The sequence below is a fragment of the Sorangium sp. So ce375 genome (assembly GCF_051473855.1).
GTDB lineage: Bacteria > Myxococcota_A > Polyangia > Polyangiales > Polyangiaceae > Sorangium.
Genome location: NZ_CP150335.1, coordinates 3895271 through 3913396, shown reverse-complemented (window position 1 = coordinate 3913396; position 18126 = coordinate 3895271). Strand labels below are relative to the sequence as shown.

At 71.3% G+C, this 18126-nt stretch carries 15 protein-coding genes; 8 read left to right on the top strand and 7 right to left on the bottom strand.

What is annotated here, in order from left to right:
* Positions 1 to 28: 28 nt before the first annotated feature.
* Positions 29 to 943 carry a sensor histidine kinase gene (locus WME90_RS14650; RefSeq protein WP_437281729.1) on the bottom strand — a complete coding sequence of 305 codons (915 nt, stop codon included), beginning with the start codon at positions 941 to 943 and terminating at the stop codon, positions 29 to 31.
* 377 nt (positions 944 to 1320) lie between these two features.
* Here WME90_RS14650 and WME90_RS14645 point away from each other — a divergent pair, with 377 nt between their 5' ends.
* Entirely contained in the window at positions 1321 to 1797 is a 477-nt protein-coding gene (locus WME90_RS14645) for a pyridoxamine 5'-phosphate oxidase family protein (RefSeq protein ID WP_437281728.1), read from the top strand.
* A gap of 24 nt (positions 1798 to 1821) precedes the next feature.
* Here the strand turns inward: WME90_RS14645 and WME90_RS14640 are convergent, their stop codons facing one another.
* The 5 genes from WME90_RS14640 to WME90_RS14620 all read right to left on the bottom strand — a co-directional run bounded on the left by WME90_RS14640 (position 1822) and on the right by WME90_RS14620 (position 8687).
* Positions 1822 to 4341 carry a penicillin acylase family protein gene (locus WME90_RS14640; RefSeq protein WP_437281727.1) on the bottom strand — a complete coding sequence of 840 codons (2520 nt, stop codon included), beginning with the start codon at positions 4339 to 4341 and terminating at the stop codon, positions 1822 to 1824.
* Positions 4342 to 5317: 976 nt separating this feature from the next.
* A complete protein-coding gene (locus tag WME90_RS14635) occupies positions 5318 to 6037 on the bottom strand; it encodes an HAD-IB family phosphatase (RefSeq protein WP_437281726.1) in 720 nt (239 codons plus the stop codon).
* Between the two features lie 57 nt (positions 6038 to 6094).
* Complete coding sequence (locus WME90_RS14630; protein WP_437281725.1) at positions 6095 to 7132, bottom strand: aldo/keto reductase; 1038 nt, start codon at positions 7130 to 7132, stop codon at positions 6095 to 6097.
* 157 nt (positions 7133 to 7289) lie between these two features.
* Entirely contained in the window at positions 7290 to 7832 is a 543-nt protein-coding gene (locus tag WME90_RS14625) for a non-canonical purine NTP pyrophosphatase (RefSeq protein WP_437281724.1), read from the bottom strand.
* A gap of 12 nt (positions 7833 to 7844) precedes the next feature.
* Positions 7845 to 8687, bottom strand: a complete 843-nt coding sequence (locus tag WME90_RS14620; RefSeq protein ID WP_437281723.1) for an SIR2 family NAD-dependent protein deacylase — start codon at positions 8685 to 8687, stop codon at positions 7845 to 7847.
* A 273-nt stretch (positions 8688 to 8960) separates the two neighbouring features.
* Here WME90_RS14620 and WME90_RS14615 point away from each other — a divergent pair, with 273 nt between their 5' ends.
* From WME90_RS14615 to WME90_RS14585, 7 genes are all read left to right on the top strand, one after another.
* Complete coding sequence (locus tag WME90_RS14615) at positions 8961 to 9335, top strand: formylglycine-generating enzyme family protein (protein ID WP_437281722.1); 375 nt, start codon at positions 8961 to 8963, stop codon at positions 9333 to 9335.
* A 102-nt stretch (positions 9336 to 9437) separates the two neighbouring features.
* The gene (locus WME90_RS14610; protein ID WP_437281721.1) at positions 9438 to 11030 is read left to right on the top strand and encodes a protein kinase domain-containing protein; all 1593 of its coding nucleotides are present in this window, start codon (positions 9438 to 9440) and stop codon (positions 11028 to 11030) included.
* Positions 11031 to 11106: 76 nt separating this feature from the next.
* Complete coding sequence (locus WME90_RS14605) at positions 11107 to 12099, top strand: hypothetical protein (protein ID WP_437281720.1); 993 nt, start codon at positions 11107 to 11109, stop codon at positions 12097 to 12099.
* A gap of 74 nt (positions 12100 to 12173) precedes the next feature.
* On the top strand, positions 12174 to 12899 hold the full coding sequence (gene hisA, locus WME90_RS14600; RefSeq protein WP_437281719.1) for a 1-(5-phosphoribosyl)-5-[(5-phosphoribosylamino)methylideneamino]imidazole-4-carboxamide isomerase: 726 nt from the start codon (positions 12174 to 12176) through the stop codon (positions 12897 to 12899).
* Between the two features lie 37 nt (positions 12900 to 12936).
* A complete protein-coding gene (locus WME90_RS14595) occupies positions 12937 to 14625 on the top strand; it encodes a tetratricopeptide repeat protein (protein WP_437281718.1) in 1689 nt (562 codons plus the stop codon).
* Positions 14615 to 15271: a CDP-diacylglycerol--glycerol-3-phosphate 3-phosphatidyltransferase gene (pgsA, locus tag WME90_RS14590; RefSeq protein WP_437281717.1), complete on the top strand. Its 657-nt coding sequence runs from the start codon at positions 14615 to 14617 to the stop codon at positions 15269 to 15271. Before WME90_RS14595 ends, pgsA begins: the two co-directional genes overlap by 11 nt.
* Positions 15272 to 15315: 44 nt before the next feature.
* The gene (locus WME90_RS14585; protein WP_437281716.1) at positions 15316 to 15780 is read left to right on the top strand and encodes a hypothetical protein; all 465 of its coding nucleotides are present in this window, start codon (positions 15316 to 15318) and stop codon (positions 15778 to 15780) included.
* Positions 15781 to 15867: 87 nt separating this feature from the next.
* Here the strand turns inward: WME90_RS14585 and WME90_RS14580 are convergent, their stop codons facing one another.
* A complete protein-coding gene (locus WME90_RS14580) occupies positions 15868 to 17955 on the bottom strand; it encodes an MYXO-CTERM sorting domain-containing protein (RefSeq protein ID WP_437281715.1) in 2088 nt (695 codons plus the stop codon).
* Between the last annotated feature and the right edge of the window lie 171 nt (positions 17956 to 18126).

Below are 18126 nucleotides of genomic sequence, written 5' to 3'. Positions count from 1 at the left end.
CCCCGGCCGGGCCTCGCGCGCGAGCGCGTCAGTACGGGCGCAGCAGGCGCTGGTGCACCTGCTTGACCTGCGCGAGCTTGAGGTGCGCGCTCAGGGGGAGCTCGGGCGCGCGCCGGGTGCACCCGCGCTGCGCCCGCGCCGGGCGCGGGCGGGGGATCGACGAGGAGCGCCGCGCCGCCCTCACGCGCTGCGGCCACCGCGCGGCGAGCGGGAGATCGACGATGAACGCCGCGCCGCAGCCGAGCTCGCTCTCGACGCGGATCGCGCCGCCGTGCGCGCGCGCCGCGACGTGAGCGATGTACAGCCCGAGCCCCAGGCCGCCGAAGCGCTCGACGGGGACCGCCCGCTCGAAGCGCGCGAAGATCCGCTCGTGGTCCTCCCGCGCGATCCCCATGCCGTGGTCGCGCACGATGAGCCGCGCCCGCGCGCGCGTCGCGCGCACCTCGATCGAGATCGGCTTGCCCTCGCCGAAGGTGATCGCGTTCTTGATGAGGTGGAAGGCCATGCGCTCGATCTGGGACCGGTCCCACCGGCCGATCACCGCGCCCTCGGCCGCGACCGAGATGGCGCCGCACGCGGGCCGATGCGCGACCGCCGTCGCGACCACCTCGCGGACGAGCGCGACGAGCTCGACCGGCGCGCGGGCCGGGGAGCGGTGATCCGGGCCTCCGTGCCGCGCCTGGAACATGTCGTCGCACAGCCGCGCGAGCCGGCCGAGCTGACGGTCGAAGACGGTCAGCATCGCGGCCGCCCACGCCGGGGTCTTCTCGGGTTCCTGCTCGCTCATCCGCTTCGTCAGCTGGAGCTGCAGGAGGAGCGAGGTAACGGGCGTCCTGATCTCGTGCGCGGCGAGCACGAGGAAGTCCTCCCGGATCCGGGCGGTGTCGTCCCGGATCGGGACGGCGGGGATACGAGGGTCGAGGTTGTCCAAAAACGCGGTCATGGCAGAGCCTGATGGGCGGAGTCGTCTTGTGCCCCCGCGCCTCGCGTTAGCGCGCTAGCACGGAGTGTGCCGTCCATGAGGGCTCGCGGATTGGCACTTCTGGCGGCAGGAGAGGGCCGCATCTGCCGAGCGGACGCGCGTCAAGGCGTCGCATCGCGCCGTCGAGTGCGCACAACCCGGCGAGGTGAGCCGTCTTATCCGCCGGGCTGCGCCTCGGGTCGCGCCGGAGCGCCGCCAGGCTGCGGCGGTACGCGGGTACGGGCATACCCCTGCTTGCGGGCAAGGGGCCACGGAGCAGCTTTGTCCGCATGCAACATCAGAGTGGAGAGCAACACCGGAGTGAAGAGCCTGGAGCCAGGGCTCAGGTCCGCGGATCCATGAGCGAGCTGCACGCGCTCCTCAGGGAGTTCGACACCGCGATGCTCGTCACGATGACCCCCGAGGGGATGCTGCGGGGGCGGCCGATGGAGATCCAGGAGCCGGCCGAGGTGATGGACTGCGATCTCTGGTTCGTGACGCAGGATGAGGCGCCGAAGACCGGCGAGATCACCCGCGAGCACCAGGTGGCGGTCTGCTGCTACAGGCCGCGGGACCGGGCGTACATCTCGATCTCGGCGCGCGCGACGGTCGAGAGGAACGAGGAGAAGATCCGGAGCCTCTGGAAGCCCTCCTGGAGGGCGTGGCTGCCGGACGGCCCCGCCCACCCGCACGCCGCCCTCCTGAAGCTCAACGTCGAGCGCGCCGAGTACTGGGAGCCCGAGGGCGGCCGGCTGCGGATCCTCTATGAGAAGGCCAAGGCGCTCGTCCAGCGCAGATCGGCGGAAGACAAGCTGAACCCGCCGAAGCACATCTGAGCCGCGCCGCGCCCGGCGGTCGGCTCAGGGGATGGCCGCGGACGTGAACGGTATCGGGAAGATCTGCCCCGTCCTCCACGCCTCGGCGTGATCCGCGTAGTGGCACGTGCGCGGATCACCGCTCATCCCGGTGCTCATCACGCCGAGCGAGCCGTCGAGCGGCGCGAGGTTCCAGACGAGCCGCGTCGCGCTGAGCGCATCCTGAGCGAGCGCGGCGCGCAAGCCGCCCGCGTCCTCGAAGTCGCCGGGAGGGAGCGCCAGGTTCCCGATCTTCGCGAACCAACCGCCGACGTTCACCGTCTCCACGTCGCCGGTGGCAGCGAAGGTGCCGATATCGAAGCGCGCGTCCTCGCTCGCGAGGGGGTGGTTGTACGTCAGCTCGTGGATCCCGCCCCAGGTCCAGGCGCTCACGTCCGAGCCCAGCGCTCCGCGGAGCATCTCGTCCGCCTGACCGAGCGCCGCGCGCACCGCCTCGTCGCGCGCGGCCGCCGCGTCCACGCCTTCGGCGATGCCGAAATAGGGAGCGCGCGGGTTCCCGAGCACGTCGAGCAGGCCGTTGAGCTGGTTCGTGAGAAACACGTTGGGCGCGAACGCCGCGTATTCGTCGGGCCCGATCACGTCGGTGACCGTGTTGCGCAGCAGGATGAAGGTGAGCATCTGGTAGACGGCCGCGCCCTGGCTGCTCGCCGCTGTGTTCCCGTCCCACTGCTGCAAGGCCGCCACCGCGGCGGCGGCGCTCGGATCGCCCGCCGGCAGCCCGACGCGCCCGAGCGCCCCTATGTAGATGTCCCGCAGCGGAAGCCCGATGGTGGTCTGGGTGTCGAGCTGGATCGACGCCATGTCCTGCGGCGTGAGCGGCTGAGTCGCCGTGGTCAGCCGGGTCGTGATCCGCTGCGCACGCCACGGCATGTCCCAGTAGTTGGCGAGGTGGACCGGCCGCCCCTGCGGGGCGTAGTCGCGCGGGACCATGCGGTTGTTCGCCGTCACCAGGACGTGCGACGGCGGATCGTACACAGAGGGCAGCTCGGCGTTCGTTGCGTACCCGGTCCACTCGTACCCGCCCGAGCCCGGCACCGGATAGAGCGCGTTCAGCGGGCTCTGGCGCTGCGGCGCGAGCCCCGAGTTCTGGTAGCCGATGTGCCCGTAGGGGCCCGTGTAATCCGCGAAGATGAAGTTCCAGCCGATGCTCTGCTTCAGCGCCGCGGCCTTGAACTGGCCAAAGGTCGTCGCCGCCGGCATCTCGAAATAGCCATCGACCTTCCACTCCGGTTGACCCGCGGTCGACTTGAGCGCGAGGGTGCCAAACGCCTCCAGCCCGTCCAGGCCGTCGTTGATGACAGGACCGTGGGGCGTCGTGCGGAACGTCCGATACACGTTCGGCTCCCCCTTCACGCGGATGGTCTCCACGCGCCGCGTGACCGGCTTCCACTGGCCGTTGATGAGCACCTCCTCGCCTCCTCCGGTCGCCGTGCGGAGCGTCTCCTTGTACAGATCGACGCTGTCGAAGAGCGAGAAGGTCGGCACCCAGGCGATCTTGTCGGTGTGACCGCTGACGAAGCCGGGGAAGCCAGGCACCATCCAGCCTGCCACGTTGTACTGGCCGGTCACCTTGAGCTGAGCGAGGTAGACGGCGGCCGGGGTCGAATGGGGGAAGTGCGGGTCGGTCGCCAGGAGCGGCTTGCCGGTCGAGGTGAGGCGACCGTCGACCGCCCAGGCGTTGCTCGCGCGCCCGCTCGCGGGCGCCATGCGAAGGAGCTGCTGCGTGAGCTGGCGCGGCCCCTCAAGGCACGACGGCGGCGGCGGCGGGTTGACGATGGTCGCGGTCAGCGCGCTCGGGCCAGGCGGCACGAGGAACTGCGAGATGGGTTTCAGGTTGCCCTGCGCGTCGAACATCGACACGTCGTCCCGGGCCTCCTTGATGAGCGTCGTCGCGACGTCCGTGCCCGCGATGGCCGCCACCGCGGCGCGCTCGAGCTTGGTGAACCACGTCAGGGTGTCGAAGGTGACACCCACGTAGATATAGGAGAGGACGCTGTCCTCGGGCGTCCAAGGCTCCGGCTCGTACCCGAGGGCCTGGAACTCGAGGGGGAGGCCGCCGCTCGAGGCCTTGGCCACCGAGATGTACTGGTTCACGCCCGCGGCGCAGCCCTGCAGCGCGCGCTTCGTCCGAGAGGCCGCCGTCGCGTAGCGGGCGGCCGCGAAGGCAGGCAGGTCCTGCGCGCGGGCCAGGAGATCCTGGCCGACGATGCTGTCGTCGTCGCCGGGCCCGTAGATCTCCGCGAGGCGCCCCTGCGCGCTCCGGCGCACCGCGTCCATCTGGAAGAGCCGGTCCCGCGCCATCGCATAACAAAGGCCGGCATAACCGGCCTTCTCGTCCCATGCGGTGACATGGGACATCCCCTGATCATCCACGCTGATATAGGATACGCCGACCCCGCTGATCTCGAGTGCGGACCCCTGTTCCCCGATCCGCTCGTCGAGCCCCACATCGTCCTGGTCGACGCTGCACGCAGCAGCGGACAGCAGGAATGCCACGCCGGTCATTCGCCTGAGCATTGCAGTTCTCCTTCTGCTGGCCCTCTCACGAGAGCCGCAATTTGCAGGTCACGTGCGCCGCGTTCACCCAGCGCCGCGCGCCGCCTTCAACGCGCGCGGGTGAGCGATCGATTATTCAAAATGCCGCTCCAAACAGACACGATGGCTAAGCGAGGGATCGCCGACAAGCAACGACCAGACGAACGGGCGCGCCTCCTCGATTGCATTCAGGTAGATGAGATAAGCGTACAGGAACTGTCCTAATGTGATTCGAAAGTCAAGCACTTCGTCAATTCCACCAGTGGTACAGTGGAACTGTATACCGCTGTTGGTGTCTTTCAGTGGAGTCCGGGTGGCCAGGTGACCTGGTGGCCTGGTCGCCAGGTGGCCTGGTCGCCAGGTGGCCTGGTCGCCAGGTGGCCTGGTCGCCGGGTGGCCTGGTCGCCGGGTGGCGGGATGGCCAGCCTCAGAATGGACTGCCCGTAAAATCCGCAACCTAGCACTCGCCTGGCGTGCGCGCCACGCCGTGCGGAGCACGCTTGGCCGTCGGGTCGTCAGGCGCTAGCGACGCGAACGGCTCGTCGTCTGACATCGTACGACGGCCGCTCACGCCGCTGGCACACGCCATGTTGGGTGCTCGGCGCGCTCGGCGCGTTCGACGCGTACGTTTCAACGTATGGAGCAAGAAGGCTGCCGCCGCCGAGGGATCGTCCGCGGCGTGGACCGGCGCACGAAAGCGTCGCTCGACGCACGAAAACGTCGCCGGTCCAAGAGGTCGTCCCGCAGAGAGCGCTTTGCCCGCAACGTCCTCGGGGACGCCTGACCGGCGCGGCGCCACGACGCGCTCACGAGAGTGCCACTCTCCCGTGATCCCATCGGGCTCGATGGAGGGCAGCAGCGGCTCCAAGGCGGGGTTGCGCCGCGGACGATGCCGAGAGCGCCTCTCAAGACCTCCCGTCGCCAGGAGACCGAGGGCGGGCGCGCATCACCCGCGCCCGGAAGATCGCTCCGCAGCGCCGGCCGCGCCCTGCGGGCGCTCCCCGCGGCTCTCGAGCGCCGCGCAGATCTCGGCGAAGCCGTCGAACGGCGTGCACGGTATCCCGTCGCGAGCGCAGAGCACGTCGAGGGCGCTGCCCCGCACCGCGAACACACGATCGCAGCGTCGCGCCGCGGGGTAGTCCAGCCGGCCGTCGCCGATGTAGACGGTGGAGGTCTCGCAGGTGGCCGCCTTCAGCTGATCGAGCACGCGGATCTTGAAGTCATCGCCGGGACCGAGCGGCACCGCCTCCGGCACGGTCACGCGCCAGCGCCCGTCGAAGTCCGCGTCGAAGCAAGAGAACGCGGTGCCCGGCGGCAGGAACTCGCGGATGTAGAACGGCAGGCCGTGGCTGATCACGTGGAACACCCACCCCCGGCCGGCGCATAGCGCCAGCAGATCCTCGAAGCCCGGCCGGAGCGCGGCGTGCGGCCGCAGCTCGGCCAGGAGCTCGTCGGCCGGGCGATCCACATCGGCGTAGCCGCGGCGGAGGAGCTCGAACGGCGTGATCTCGCCGCCGACAGCGGGCGTGAGCAGCGCCTGCCGCCAGTCATAGCGGAGGTGGGCGTCCCAGATCAGGTTCGTCAGGTCGGCGCAGGTGATGGTCCCGTCGAAGTCGCAGAGGATGAGCACGACCGCTGATTTGCACGCCTCCGCGCCGGACGCCACCGCCGCGCTGCCTCGCCGGCCCTCGCCCCGCGATCGCCGGGCGCCACGCCGCGGCTGTCAGAGCGCGACCGGGAACGGATTGCGCTCGTGGAACCCCGTCTGGTGAAAGTAGGGATACGCGAGCTTCGTCTTGCTCGCGGCATCCAGCTTCGCGACCTGCCCCGGCGTGAGCGCCCAGCCGACGGCCCCGAGGTTCTGCCGGAGCTGCTCCTCGTTTCGAGCGCCGATGATCACGTTCGCGACGCTCGGCCGCTGCAGCAGCCAGTTGATCGCGATCTGCGGGACGGTCTTGCCTGTCTCCTTCGCCACCTCGTCGAGCGCGTCGACCACGCGATAGAGGTACTCGTCGTCGATCGGCGGCCCTCCGTCGACCGACAGCTTGTTCCGAAGCCGGCTGACCTCCGGCAACGGCTGGCCGCGCCGGATCTTCCCCGTCAGCCGCCCCCAGCCCAGCGGGCTCCAGACCACCGCGCCGACCTTCTGATCGAGCGCCAGCGGCATCAGCTCCCACTCGTAGTCGCGCCCCACCAGCGAGTAGTACGCCTGGTGCGCCACGTAGCGAGAGAGGCCGTATTTCTCCGACACCGAGAGCGACTTCATCAGGTGCCAGCCGGAGAAATTCGAGCAGCCGAGGTAGCGGATCTTCCCCGCTCGCACGAGATCGTCCAGCGCGCCGAGCGTCTCCTCGATCGGCGTGAGCGCGTCGAAGCCGTGGAGCTGAAAGAGATCGATGTAATCCGTCTGCAGCCGGCGCAGGCTCCCCTCGATCGAGCGGATCAGGTGGTGCCGCGACGACCCGACGTCGTTCGGGCCCGAGCCCATCCGAAAGGTCGCCTTGGTGGAGACGATGACCTTGTCGCGCCTGCCTTTGATCGCGTGGCCGAGGATCTCCTCGGCGAGCCCGTCAGAGTAGATGTCGGCCGAGTCGAACATGTTCATCCCGGCCTCGAGCGAGACGTCGACCAGCCGAGTCGCCTCGGGCACGCCGCTCGCGCCCCACCCCCGGAAGAACTCGTTGGAACCGCCGAACGTCCCCGTCCCGAGGCTCAGCACCGGTACCTTCAACCCTGACCCGCCGAGCTGCCTGAACTCCATGAACATCCTCCGCGTCAAATGGGGACAACCTCTGAGCGCAGGGGAGATGAGCGCAGGACGTCAGGCCCTCGCCCCCTTGCCGCGGTCGTGGATGGTTAGGAACTCCAAAGCGATCCGGGAGTCAAGCCCCGCCGCGTCCAGCGCGCACGGTCGGCGATCACAGCCCGAGATCGCGCCGGAACGCCCGCAGCGCCTCCGCGCTCGCGGAGCACCGGAGGCGCTCGTCTCGAGGCATCTGCCCGAGCGTCCGGCTGTGCCCGGCCGGGATGAACATCGGCTCCCAGTGGATGCCCTCGTCGCCGCGCCGCTCGCAGGCGATCTCGCCGAGGAGGCTGCCTGTGTAGACGCGGAGCGTCCGGCCGTCGCAATAACACACCTTCTGGACGACGTGCGCGGCGCGGGACTGCCCTGGAGGGATGAGGGCGCAAATCCGGTCTTGCAGCCGCTCCCAGAACGGCTGCACGAGCGGGCCCGGGAAGCCGTTCAGGTGCTCGATGAAGAGCCCGCCGTGCTCGACGAAGAGCGGCACGAGCGAGAGCCGGTAGGCGGCGAGGGCCTTCTCCCGTACCACGGTGTCGAGATCCGACGAGAGGACCTGCGGCACGTCGAGCCGGAGGACGCGGAGGGGCGTCGGGGCGTCCCTCCACACATGCGTCATGTCCGCGAGCTTGCGTTCGTTCGAGGAGACGAAATAGACCATGACCATCGCCCCTCACCCGTCGAGCGCGTCGAGCAGGTCCACCACGCTCCTCGTCTTGTCGTTCGGGTCGAGCTCGATCACGTCGATGTGCCAGTCCTCGAGCAGCGCCGGCTGGACGAGGCCGGCGCCGAAGGTGGCCCAGTAGCCGCGGCGGTTCGACGCGCGCATCGCGAGCCGCGGGCCGCCCTCGATGCGCATCTGCTCCATGCGGTACCAGATGTACCGGATGTCGACGTCGCCGAAGCTGTAGCCGAGGAAGAGGAAGCTGTTGCTGAGCAGATCGGCGCGCAGGCGCTGATCGGGCGCCGCCTCGAGCCGGAGTCGGCTGAAGTACTGGGATTCGGTCAGCACCACCGTCTCGGGCCAGTCGAGATCGCCGTGGAACTTGATGACGTGGCACGCCCCCTGCGCCGGGCACCGCGCGAAGTCGTCGAACCTGGCGAGCGCCACGGCCTCTTTGCCTGCGTCCCGCAGCGCCTCCTCGATGTGGTGCTCGAAGTTGGTCGTGTAGATGGCCGAGAAGTCGCGGCGCGCGAGGGCCTTGTGCTGGCACGAGCCCCTGCGCCGCTCGTCGACCTCCCGCGCGTGGAAGCGCGCGCGCATCTCGGCGATGAAGCTGTCGAGGCCGCCCGCGCACTCCCGGGCGAAGAAGCCGGCGAGCTGCGGGGGGAGCCCGTGCAGCTCGAAGAGCGCCGGCTCGAAGCCGAGCGCGGCGCCCATCCATCCCATCAGCTCCCGCCACATCGGCAGCTGGAGCGGGGCGGAGAAGCCTGCGCCCAGAAAGGGGATGAGGCGTCCTTCCCGGTACGCCTGTCGGAGCGGGATCGCCGCTTGCTCGAGCGTCAGTACGGCCATCTTCAGCGAGCGATGGTATCCGCCCACGGACCTCGTGCAACCCGCGCTCGCCGGGCGGAAACGCTTCGTCCCGAGCGGCGCTCGGCCGCGGCGCCTCGGCGCGGGCACGAGGAGCCGCTGGACGGCTCGCGTCGCGCCCCGAGCCCTGCGTCAGGCGCGCCAGGGGCCGCTGCCGCAGGCCGCCCGGGCCGCGATGATCCAGACAGCAGGCGGGACGATTGCCGTAGGGAGAGTAGAGGTAGAGATGAAGAAGAGCAGGTCTGCGGTGGGGATGTGGACGGCGCATGGTCGGGTACGGAGAGCGCCCCGGAGCCCGACGAGAGCTACGCCGTGTACGGCTGCGGCATCGACGGGTCGTGCGAGATCGCGGATCTCCAGCCGGGAGGGTCGAGGTCGCCGCGGGGAGACGGGCGGTGGGGACAGGCGGATCTGGGAGGAAACGTGTGGGAGTGGGTGCTGGATTCGTTCGCGGCGGACTACCCGCTCGATTGCGAGGACTGCGCCGTCCTCACGCCCGATGCGAACCACATGATCTGGGGCGGCGGCTGGCGCAGCGAGGAGGCGACACTGCTCACGTCGGCCTACCAGGAGCGCCCGCCGGACGGCCACTTCGCCGGCGTAGGGGTGCGGTGCGCACGAGCGCGGTGACCGGCCTGTTCGGGCGTCGCGGCCGCGGTGAGCGCAGCGCGCGCCGCCTCCGCGGGTCCCTGGATCCTTGACGCGACCGCCGCCGCGCGCGACCCTCCCGCCGTGTCGGGCTCGCTCGCGGACGGAACGGTCTTTGCGCACCGCTATCGCGTGGTGCGCCCCCTCGCCGTGGGCGCGATGGGGTCCGTCTACGAGGTTGTGCACCTCGAGACCAACCGCCGCCGGGCGCTGAAGGTCATGCACGCGTACCTCTTCCAGAGCGAGGAGATGCGCAGCCGCTTCAAGCGCGAAGCGCAGATCACGGCGGACATCGAGAGCGAGTACATCGTCGACGTCTTCGACGCGGGCATCGACGAGGCGACCGGGATGCCGTTCCTCGTGATGGATCTGCTCCGCGGCGAGGAGCTCGGCCAGCGCCTCAAGCGCCTCGGCAGGCTTCCGCCTGGCGAGGTCGCGACGTACCTCCAGCAGACCGCGTCGGCCCTCGACAGGACCCACGCGGCATCCATCATCCACCGGGATCTGAAGCCCGAGAACCTGTTCGTCACCCAGCGGGACGACGGGACGCCCCGCATGAAGATCCTCGACTTCGGCGTGGCGAAGCTGCTCGCCGAGGGCGGGACGGCGGCCGGCATCACGCGGAGCCTCGGGACGCCCATCTACATGGCGCCCGAGCAGTTCCGCGTCGACACGAAGCTCACCAGCGCCGTGGACATCTACGCGCTCGGGATGATCGCGTACACGCTGCTCGTGGGGACGCCGTACTGGAGCCCGGAGGCGCTCAGCGCGAGCGACGTGATCGCGTTCGCGCTCGTTGTCGTCCACGGGCCGCAAGAGCCCCCGGTCCACCGCGCGATGTCGCAACGGGTGGTGCTGCCGGCGAGCTTCGATGCGTGGTTCGCTCGGGCCACCGCCGTCGATCCAGCGGCGCGGTTCCGCGTCGCGAGCGAGGCGGCGCAGGCGCTCTCCGAGGTGCTCGGCCTCGCCGCGGCCAGCAGCGGACCTGTGGCCCGCCCGAACACGCCGCCGTGGGCCGTGTCGAGCCCCGCGGCGCACGCGCTCGCCACGCCGACGCCCTCGATCACCGCGCACGCGACGACCGCGCCCGCGGCGCACGCGACGACCGCGCCTTCGATCACGGCGCCCTCGATGACCGCGCCCTCGATGATGCCGCCGGTGGCGACGAGCATCGGCCCCATGGGGCCGGAGCACCCGTCTCGTTCCCCGGTCGCGCCCCTCGCGGCGACCATGGAGACGTCGGTGACGTCCGTGCCCGCAGGGATCACCGCGCCGGCAGCGCCGAGCCGGGCGCCGATCGTCGCCGCCGCGATCGTCCTCGGGCTGGGGGTGCTGGGCCTGGGGAGCTGGCTGCTGATCCGGACCGGTGCCGAGGCCGAGCCTGCGGCGGCCGCGTCGTCGGAGGTGGCTCCGCGGGACGCCAGCTCGACGAGCTCCGCCGCCACCGCGGCGCCGAGCGCGACGCTGTCGGCAGAGGCCCCGGCGCCGCCCCCCAGCGCCTCCGCGTCAGCGCTCGCTGCGGAGCCCACCCAGCCCGCGCCCAGCGCGAGCGCCAGCGCGGGTCCGACGGCGCGCGGGGCGGTGCGCGCTCCCCCGAAGGCGACGCCGAGGCCCGCTTCGACCGAGCGAAGGGGCACCTCCGCTCGCCCCAAAGTCCCCTTGCTCGGGCGGGATTGAGGCCGATGTCCGCCGCGATGCCGGTCCGATCCACGCCAACGCCAGCTGTCCCCTCCCCTTGTGGATGCGCCAGAACATGACACGTCGCCTACGCCGGATCGCTCCTCTCGCTTTCGTCCTGTGCCCGCTCGCCGCCGCGACGCCCGCCGCGGCGCAGGACAGCGCGACGGCGACGGCCCTCTTCGATCGAGGCCTCGCCGACATGGAGGCTGGCCGGTACGAGACCGGCTGCAAGGCGATCGCCGAGAGCCATCGGATCGAGCCCAAGCCGGGAGCGCTCTTCACGCTGGCGATCTGCGAGTCGAGGTGGGGCCACGTCGCGACCGCCTTCGCGCACTTCGGGGACTACCTGGCGCTCCACGAGCAGCTGACGCCGGAGCAGAAAGTCCGGCAGGGAGAGCGGCCCAAGGTGGCCAAGCAGGAGCGCGAGAAGCTCGCCCCGCTCGTGCCGGAGCTCGCGCTCTCCCTCCCGCCGGGGGCCCCCGCAGGGACGGTGGTGAAGCGCGACGGTCGCGTGGTGGACGGCGCGGCGCTGGGCGTGAGCGTGCCGGTGGATCCGGGTGAGCACGTCGTGTCGACCCAGGCGCCGGGAGGGCCCGTCCAGGAGGCGCGGATCCAGCTCGCCCACGGCGAGAAGAAGCGGATGGAGCTGCAGGTGAGCGGCGCCGCGGCGCCGTCCGCCGACGGCACGTCGAGCCGGCGGACGGCCGTGTTCGCGGCCGGCGGCATCGGCGTCGCGGGGCTCGTGCTCGGCGGGGTGACGGGCGCGCTCACGCTCGGCAAGAAGAGCGTCGTCCGCGAGCACTGCGGCAGCCGGATCGGCCTGAGCGACGAGACGGCCTGCGACAAGACGGGCATGGAGGCCGCGGACAGCGCGAGCACGACGGGGCTCGTGAGCACGATCGGCTTCGGCGTCGGGCTGGCCGGGCTCGGGGCGGCGGCGGTGCTCTACCTGACCGAGCCGAAGCAGAGCGACACGACCGCCCACGCGACGTCAAGGGGGATCCGCGCGGGGGTGCTCGCGGCAGGGCCGGACGGGGTCGTGCTCGGGGCGAGCGGGGCGTGGTGACGCAGCGTCGCCACGGACCTTCGCCGCCTTCGCCGCCTCTACCCGCCGGCGCAGAGGCGCGCTAGACCCGCCGCGTGCAGCTCATCCCCGCCATCGATCTCCTCGGAGGCCAGGCCGTGCGCCTCCATCAAGGGCGCTACGATCAAGTCACCGTCTACGACCAGGACCCGGCGGCGCTCGCCGCCCGCCTCCGCCGCGCCTGCGCCCGGCTGCACGTGGTCGACCTCGAAGGGGCCCGCGCCGGACTGCCCGTGCAGGCCGACGCCGTCCGCGCCGTCATCGCGGCGTTCGGCGCGGAGGGGGGCAGCGTGCAGGTGGGCGGCGGCATCCGCTCCGCCGCCGCGGCCGAGAGCTACCTCGCGCTCGGCGCCGATCGCATCGTGCTCGGGACCGCCGCGGTGAACGATCCCGCGCTCGTACGGGACCTCGCCGGCCGCTTCCCGGGGCGCGTCGTGGTCGCCGTCGACGCCAAGGACGGGCGCGTGGCCGTGCAGGGCTGGGAGCAGGTCTCCTCCGTCACCGCCCTCGACGTCGCCCGCGCGCTCGCAGGCGCCCCCATCGCGGCGCTCCTCTACACCGACGTCTCCCGCGACGGGACGCAGATCGGCCCCAACCTGGAGGCCACCCGTGAGCTCGCCGGCGCGTGCGGCTTCCCCGTGCTCGCTTCCGGCGGAGTCGGATCGCTCGCTCACCTGCGCGCGCTGGCGCAGATCCCCGGCGTCAGCGGCGTCATCGTGGGCCGAGCGCTCTACGAGGGGGCCTTCACGCTCGCCGAGGCGATCGAGGCGGCGACCGCCTGACGGCGTGTGTGCGTTTTCGTGTACGATCCATCCGACGATGCACGAGCGCGACGACCCACGGCCCTCCACACGCGAAGTCGCGGCGGAGGAGTTCCTGTTCCACCTGCACCGGGGCAGCGAGCTCCTGCAGGACAACCGGGTCCACGCCGCGAAGGCGGAGCTCGAGCGCGCCCTGTCGCTCCAGCCGAGCGATCCCAAGGGGCAGGATCTGCTCGGGATCGTCTACTTCCGGCTGGGGCTCTACCCGCGGGCGATCGCGATCTATGAGCGGCTGATCCAGGCCCACCCCGAGGCCGTCGAGCCGCGCATCAACCTCGCGCTCTCGTACCTCAAGACCGGGCAGCCGGCGCAGGCGCGGGCCGAGCTCGAGAAGGCGCTCGAGCAGAACCCGAAGCACCAGCGCGCCTGGGGCTACCTGGGGCTCGCGTTCCAGCGCATGGGCGACTACGAGCGCGCGAGCCACGCGTTCGCGGCGGGCGGCCACGACGCGATGGCCCGCCGCCTGCTCGACATGACGGGAGCCACGGGCAGGTACTCGATCGAGCCGCCCGACACCGAAGATCAGCCGCCGGTCGAGGCGAAGGTCGAGGTGCAGCGCGCCGCGGGCGAGGCGGTGCAGGCGCTCGACCGCGCCGGCGCGGGCTTCCGGCACGACTCGGATCTGCCGCGCATCCCATCCGGGACATGGTCGGCCATCGAGCCTGGCCGCGAGATGATGCCGACCATCCCGGCGCCCCCGTCGTTCAAGAGCCTCGGCGCGGACGGCCGCGCGGCTGGCACGGACAGCCGCGCGCCCGGCGCGAGCAAGGCTCCCGGCCCGAGGGTCGGCGCGGCCCCGACGGTCCCGTCGATGCCGGCGGTGCAGGCGCCGCCGGGAGGGAGCGTTGCCCCGACCGTGCGCCGCACCACGGTGGCGCCCGAGGAGCCCTCCGCGACGGGCCGCTTCGCGATCGCCGTCCCCGCGACGGCGGACGCGGCGGCGGCGAGCAGGAAGGTGGCAGGGCGAGCGTCATCGTCGTCGCTGCCGCCTGCCACGGCGGCGCCCGCCGCGGCGCCGACGGCCGCGCCATCGACGGCCGCGGCGCAGCCGCCGGAGACGCTCTCGGCGCTCGCGCGCGAGCGGCTGCTCGTCTTCCCGCGCGACGCCGCGGTCACGCGGCACGCGACCGGCGTCGTGCTCGTGCAGGCAGCGAAGGGCTTCGTGGCCCGGCTCGACGCGCTGCGCACGATGAGCGTGCACTCCGGGACGGCCACGCACGTGCTGAAGCGGCAAGCGCGCGGGCGCATCTTCGACGAGCCGCTCGGCGGGCCGAGCACACCCTTCATCGAGATCGGCGGTCGCTGCGAGCTCGTGCTCGGCGCGCCGGAGGGGCGGAAGCTCCACCCGGTGACGCTCGGGGAAGAGCCGATCTACCTGCGCGAGGACGTCCTCGTCGGGTTCGATCTGCCGATCGGCTACGAGAACGGCCGCCTGCCGGCCGGCGAGGGCGAGGCGGTCGCGATGGTGCAGCTCCGCGGCCGCGGCCACATCGTCGTGTCGGCGCCCGAGCGCGCCGCGGCGCTGGAGATCACCCCATCGAGGCCGACGTCGATGCGCGCGACCGCGGTGCTCGGGTGGATGGGCCGCCTCCTGCCGCGCACGCTGCCCGCCGCCGAGGCGCCTGGCGGGATGCAGGGCTTCGTGACGTTCGGCGGAGAGGGGATGGTTCTCGTCGATGGCCGCTAGCGCGGGCACGTCTCTGCGGGGCATCAAGGCGCAGCGGCGGCGGACGCTCTGGGAGGACGCACGCAACCTCCCGAACCTGCTCACGTTCGCCCGGATCCTGATGATCCCGGCCGTCCTCTTGCTCCTGTCGCGGGGCGCGCCGCGGGACTGCTTCTGGGCCGCGGGCGTCTACTCGCTCGCGGCGATCACCGACATGCTCGACGGCTACCTGGCGCGGCGGCAGGGCCTCGTGAGCGTGCTCGGCAAGTTCCTCGATCCGCTCGCCGACAAGCTCATCGTCGCCGCCACGCTGGTGTGGCTCGTGCCGATGGGCCGGATCCCGGCCTGGGCGGTGGTGCTGCTCATCTCGCGCGAGATCACGATCACGGCGCTCCGCTCGATCGCCTCGACCGAGGGGCTCGTCATCGCCGCAGGCGACGGCGGGAAGATCAAGACCGCGCTGCAGATGATCGGCATCGTCTGCCTGATCCTCGGCTATCCGTACCGCATCCACCTCGGCGTCGACTTCGGAGAGGTCGACGTGGTGCACGTCGGACGGCTGCTCATCTATCTATCGCTCGTCTTCTCGATCACGAGCGCCGCGCAGTACATGGGCCTGTTCATCGACGCCATCGACGCCAAGAACCGGTCGGCCCCTCCTCAGTAGATGGGCAATAGGCAAGCCCGGCTGGTTCTGCTAGACCAGCGCGCGTGAAAGCCCTGAAGACGTCGCGCAACGCCTTGCGCCCCGCGCTCCTCCTGGCCGCGCTCGCCGCGGCGGTCGTCGCCTCCGCCGCGAGCTGCAGCCGGCAGCAAGAGGGCGAGCCCTGCGAAATCGCGAACGGCAACGACGACTGCGCCAACGGCCTCGAGTGCATGAGCATCGGTCAGCAGCAGCAGCAACATCGTTGCTGCAGGCCTGATGTGGTCACGCAGATCTGCGATCCCAACCAGGATCCGACGACCGGCGGCACGAGCAGCACGAGCGGCGGTGGCACCGGCGGCGAGGGCGGCAACGGTACGGCCGGGGGCGGCGGTACAGGCGAGGGAGGAAGCGGCGAGGGCGGCAACGGTGGTACCGGCGGCTCCGGTGGCACGGGCGGCGGCTCCGGCGGCGCGGGCGGCTCCGGCGGCTCCGGCGGCGCGGGCGGCTCCGGCGGCGCGGGCGGACGCTAGCGCCGCGGAGGCGACCCCGCGTCACGCGGGCACGCGCACACGGCGAGTGTGCGTCGCGCGCCGCGTGATGCCGTCGGCCTCAGGCCGTCATCCCAGCGCGCGGCGCGCCCGCGCACGCCGCCTGAGCACGGCCGCACCGGCGAGCGCGATCCCGGAGAGCGCCGCCCACGGTGCGGCGGGCGCGCTCGGCTCGGCGGCGCGGCAAGCGCACCCCTCCACCGTCGTCTCCGGCCCGTCGTTCGGATCTGTCGGATCCGGCGTGGCGCCGCCGGCGGGGTCCGGCTCCACGGGATCTGCCGGATCGACCGGCGGCGGCTCCACCCCGAGATCTGCGCTCTCCACCGTCACGGTGGAAGACGTGCAGTTCTTGTGACCGATCACCAGGTAGTACGTCTGCGTGGGATCGAACGGCGGATCGGAGGTCTCGTCGATGACGATCTCACCGCGTGTATCCGTGATGGCCTCGACGCTGTAATCGTATTTCGTGGCCTCCGGCAGGAGATCGCCCATCGTGAAGCCGACGTGCCGGCCGACCCTCACGTAGATACTCCACTTCACGTCGTCGCCGCGGTCGGGATCGAGCTGCACCGTGAAGCGGACGCCCTTGGCGGCCCGATCCGGCGTGCTCTTGAAGTGGAAGAGGCTCTGCAGGCTGATCTGCCTGCCGATCTCCTGGCACGACGCCGCGGTGCCCACGACCAGCGAGTCGATCCCGAGCATGTTCGTCGTCCGCGACTTGCCCCCGCTCAGATCGAGCACCTCCTCGCAGTCGTTCAGGCCTCGGCTCTCGATCAGCGCCTCGACGGCGCTGGCGTCCGCGGCCGTGAGCTCCCCGGCGCTCACCCGCTTGTCGGTCGCCCTCTTCAGCGCCTTGGCGAAGTCGCCGAACGAGGCGTTGGGGGTCAGCAGCGTCACCGCACCCCAGACGAGCTTGTCGCCCACCTCGGGCCCGAATTTCTCGCGCAAGGACCACGCGATGCTGCCGATCAGCTCGCCGTCCTCGTGCACCTCGCCCACCAGATCACCGGGGCACGTCTTCGTGGGTTTGGCGAGATCGCGCGCCGCGCCGAAGGGCGCGAGCGTCGCCTCGCCCAGCGTGGAGTCGCCGTTCACGGTGCAGGCGAAATAGTCCGCGATGCCCTCATCGATGCTGCCGGCCCAGGGGGAGAGCCCGTACTCGTTCATCGCGAACTGGCCCCCATTGTAGCCGACCGCGTTGGCCGAGACGTAATGGGTGAACTCGTGGAGGAACACGTCGGAGTCGTCCGAGAAGTCGAAGAACGACCCCTGGCCGATCGCGATGAGGTTCGGCGCGCGGAAGGGCTCGCCCACGCCCTCTGCCGAGAAGAACGCGTTGTCCATCGGCCGGCCCGCCTCCAGCATGTTGGCGACGGCGACGAGCTTCCACCCAGGCGCCGCCATGTCGATCCCGTGGGCCTTCGTGAAGTAATCGCGCATCCGGGTGAGGTGGTAATAGATGCCGACCTGCGCGAACTGGTCGTGCGCGTCGTCCGCGCTCGTGGGCGGATCGTAGAGAAAGTCCTCTCCCGCGTTCGGCCCGACGCTCTGCTCCACGGTGAGCGGGACGTTGGAGGTGAGGTCGCCATCCACGTAGTTCACCACCTTGAAGTTGCCGTTCCAGCCGCTCAAGGTCTGGGGATCCGCCGCGTCGAGGCTGCTGAGCTCGAGATCCTGGACCTCGGGCGTCACCGCCGAGCTGATGGGGTAGACGCGCCCTCGCGCGTGGACGGCCAGCGAGCGCCGGTGGACGAGCTTTCCGGTGTGCGCGTCCACGAGGTAGCGCTCCCCTCCACGATCCGACCGGACATCGACGGTCCAGACGAGCCTGCCGCCCGTCTCTGCTTCGGGGAACACGGCGAGCGCGGCGCTCGGCCGCTCCGCCAGCGTCATCCCGTAAGCCGCCTCGACCACGCGGCGCGCGGCCTCCTCTCCGTACGTCGGCGACGTCGCGACCGAGAGGTCCCGCGCCACGTCGAGCACGGCGACCTCCACGCGGTTCGCCGGAGTGACGTGCATCGCCACCGCGGAGCCGAGCACGGGCAGCCCGGCGTGGAGCTGCGTGAAGCGGACGGTGCGGTGATCGCCATCCACGAGCTCGCTCTGGTAACGCAGCGAGACGCCCTGGAGGCGGAGCTCTGAAGCGGCTTGCTTCAAGGCCGCCTCCGCCGCGCCGCGCGCGCTGTCCGCGCCGCGGAAAGCCAGGTCCGCTGCTGGCGAGCCCTTCAGTACCGTGTGCCACTCGGACGCGGCGGCGGCGGGCCCAGCAGAGGCCAAGGCTGCGAGTGCGGTCAACGGAAGCAAGAGCGGCTGTCGTCTCATGATTCT

Coding starts and splice junctions, on each gene's coding strand:
- WME90_RS14650 (WP_437281729.1), bottom strand. CDS start 943: ATGACCGCGTTTTTGGACAACCTCGACCCTCGTATCCCCGCCGTCCCG.
- WME90_RS14645 (WP_437281728.1), top strand. CDS start 1,321: ATGAGCGAGCTGCACGCGCTCCTCAGGGAGTTCGACACCGCGATGCTC.
- WME90_RS14640 (WP_437281727.1), bottom strand. CDS start 4,341: ATGACCGGCGTGGCATTCCTGCTGTCCGCTGCTGCGTGCAGCGTCGAC.
- WME90_RS14630 (WP_437281725.1), bottom strand. CDS start 7,132: ATGGAGTTCAGGCAGCTCGGCGGGTCAGGGTTGAAGGTACCGGTGCTG.
- WME90_RS14625 (WP_437281724.1), bottom strand. CDS start 7,832: ATGGTCTATTTCGTCTCCTCGAACGAACGCAAGCTCGCGGACATGACG.
- WME90_RS14620 (WP_437281723.1), bottom strand. CDS start 8,687: ATGGCCGTACTGACGCTCGAGCAAGCGGCGATCCCGCTCCGACAGGCG.
- WME90_RS14605 (WP_437281720.1), top strand. CDS start 11,107: ATGACACGTCGCCTACGCCGGATCGCTCCTCTCGCTTTCGTCCTGTGC.
- WME90_RS14595 (WP_437281718.1), top strand. CDS start 12,937: ATGCACGAGCGCGACGACCCACGGCCCTCCACACGCGAAGTCGCGGCG.
- pgsA (WP_437281717.1), top strand. CDS start 14,615: ATGGCCGCTAGCGCGGGCACGTCTCTGCGGGGCATCAAGGCGCAGCGG.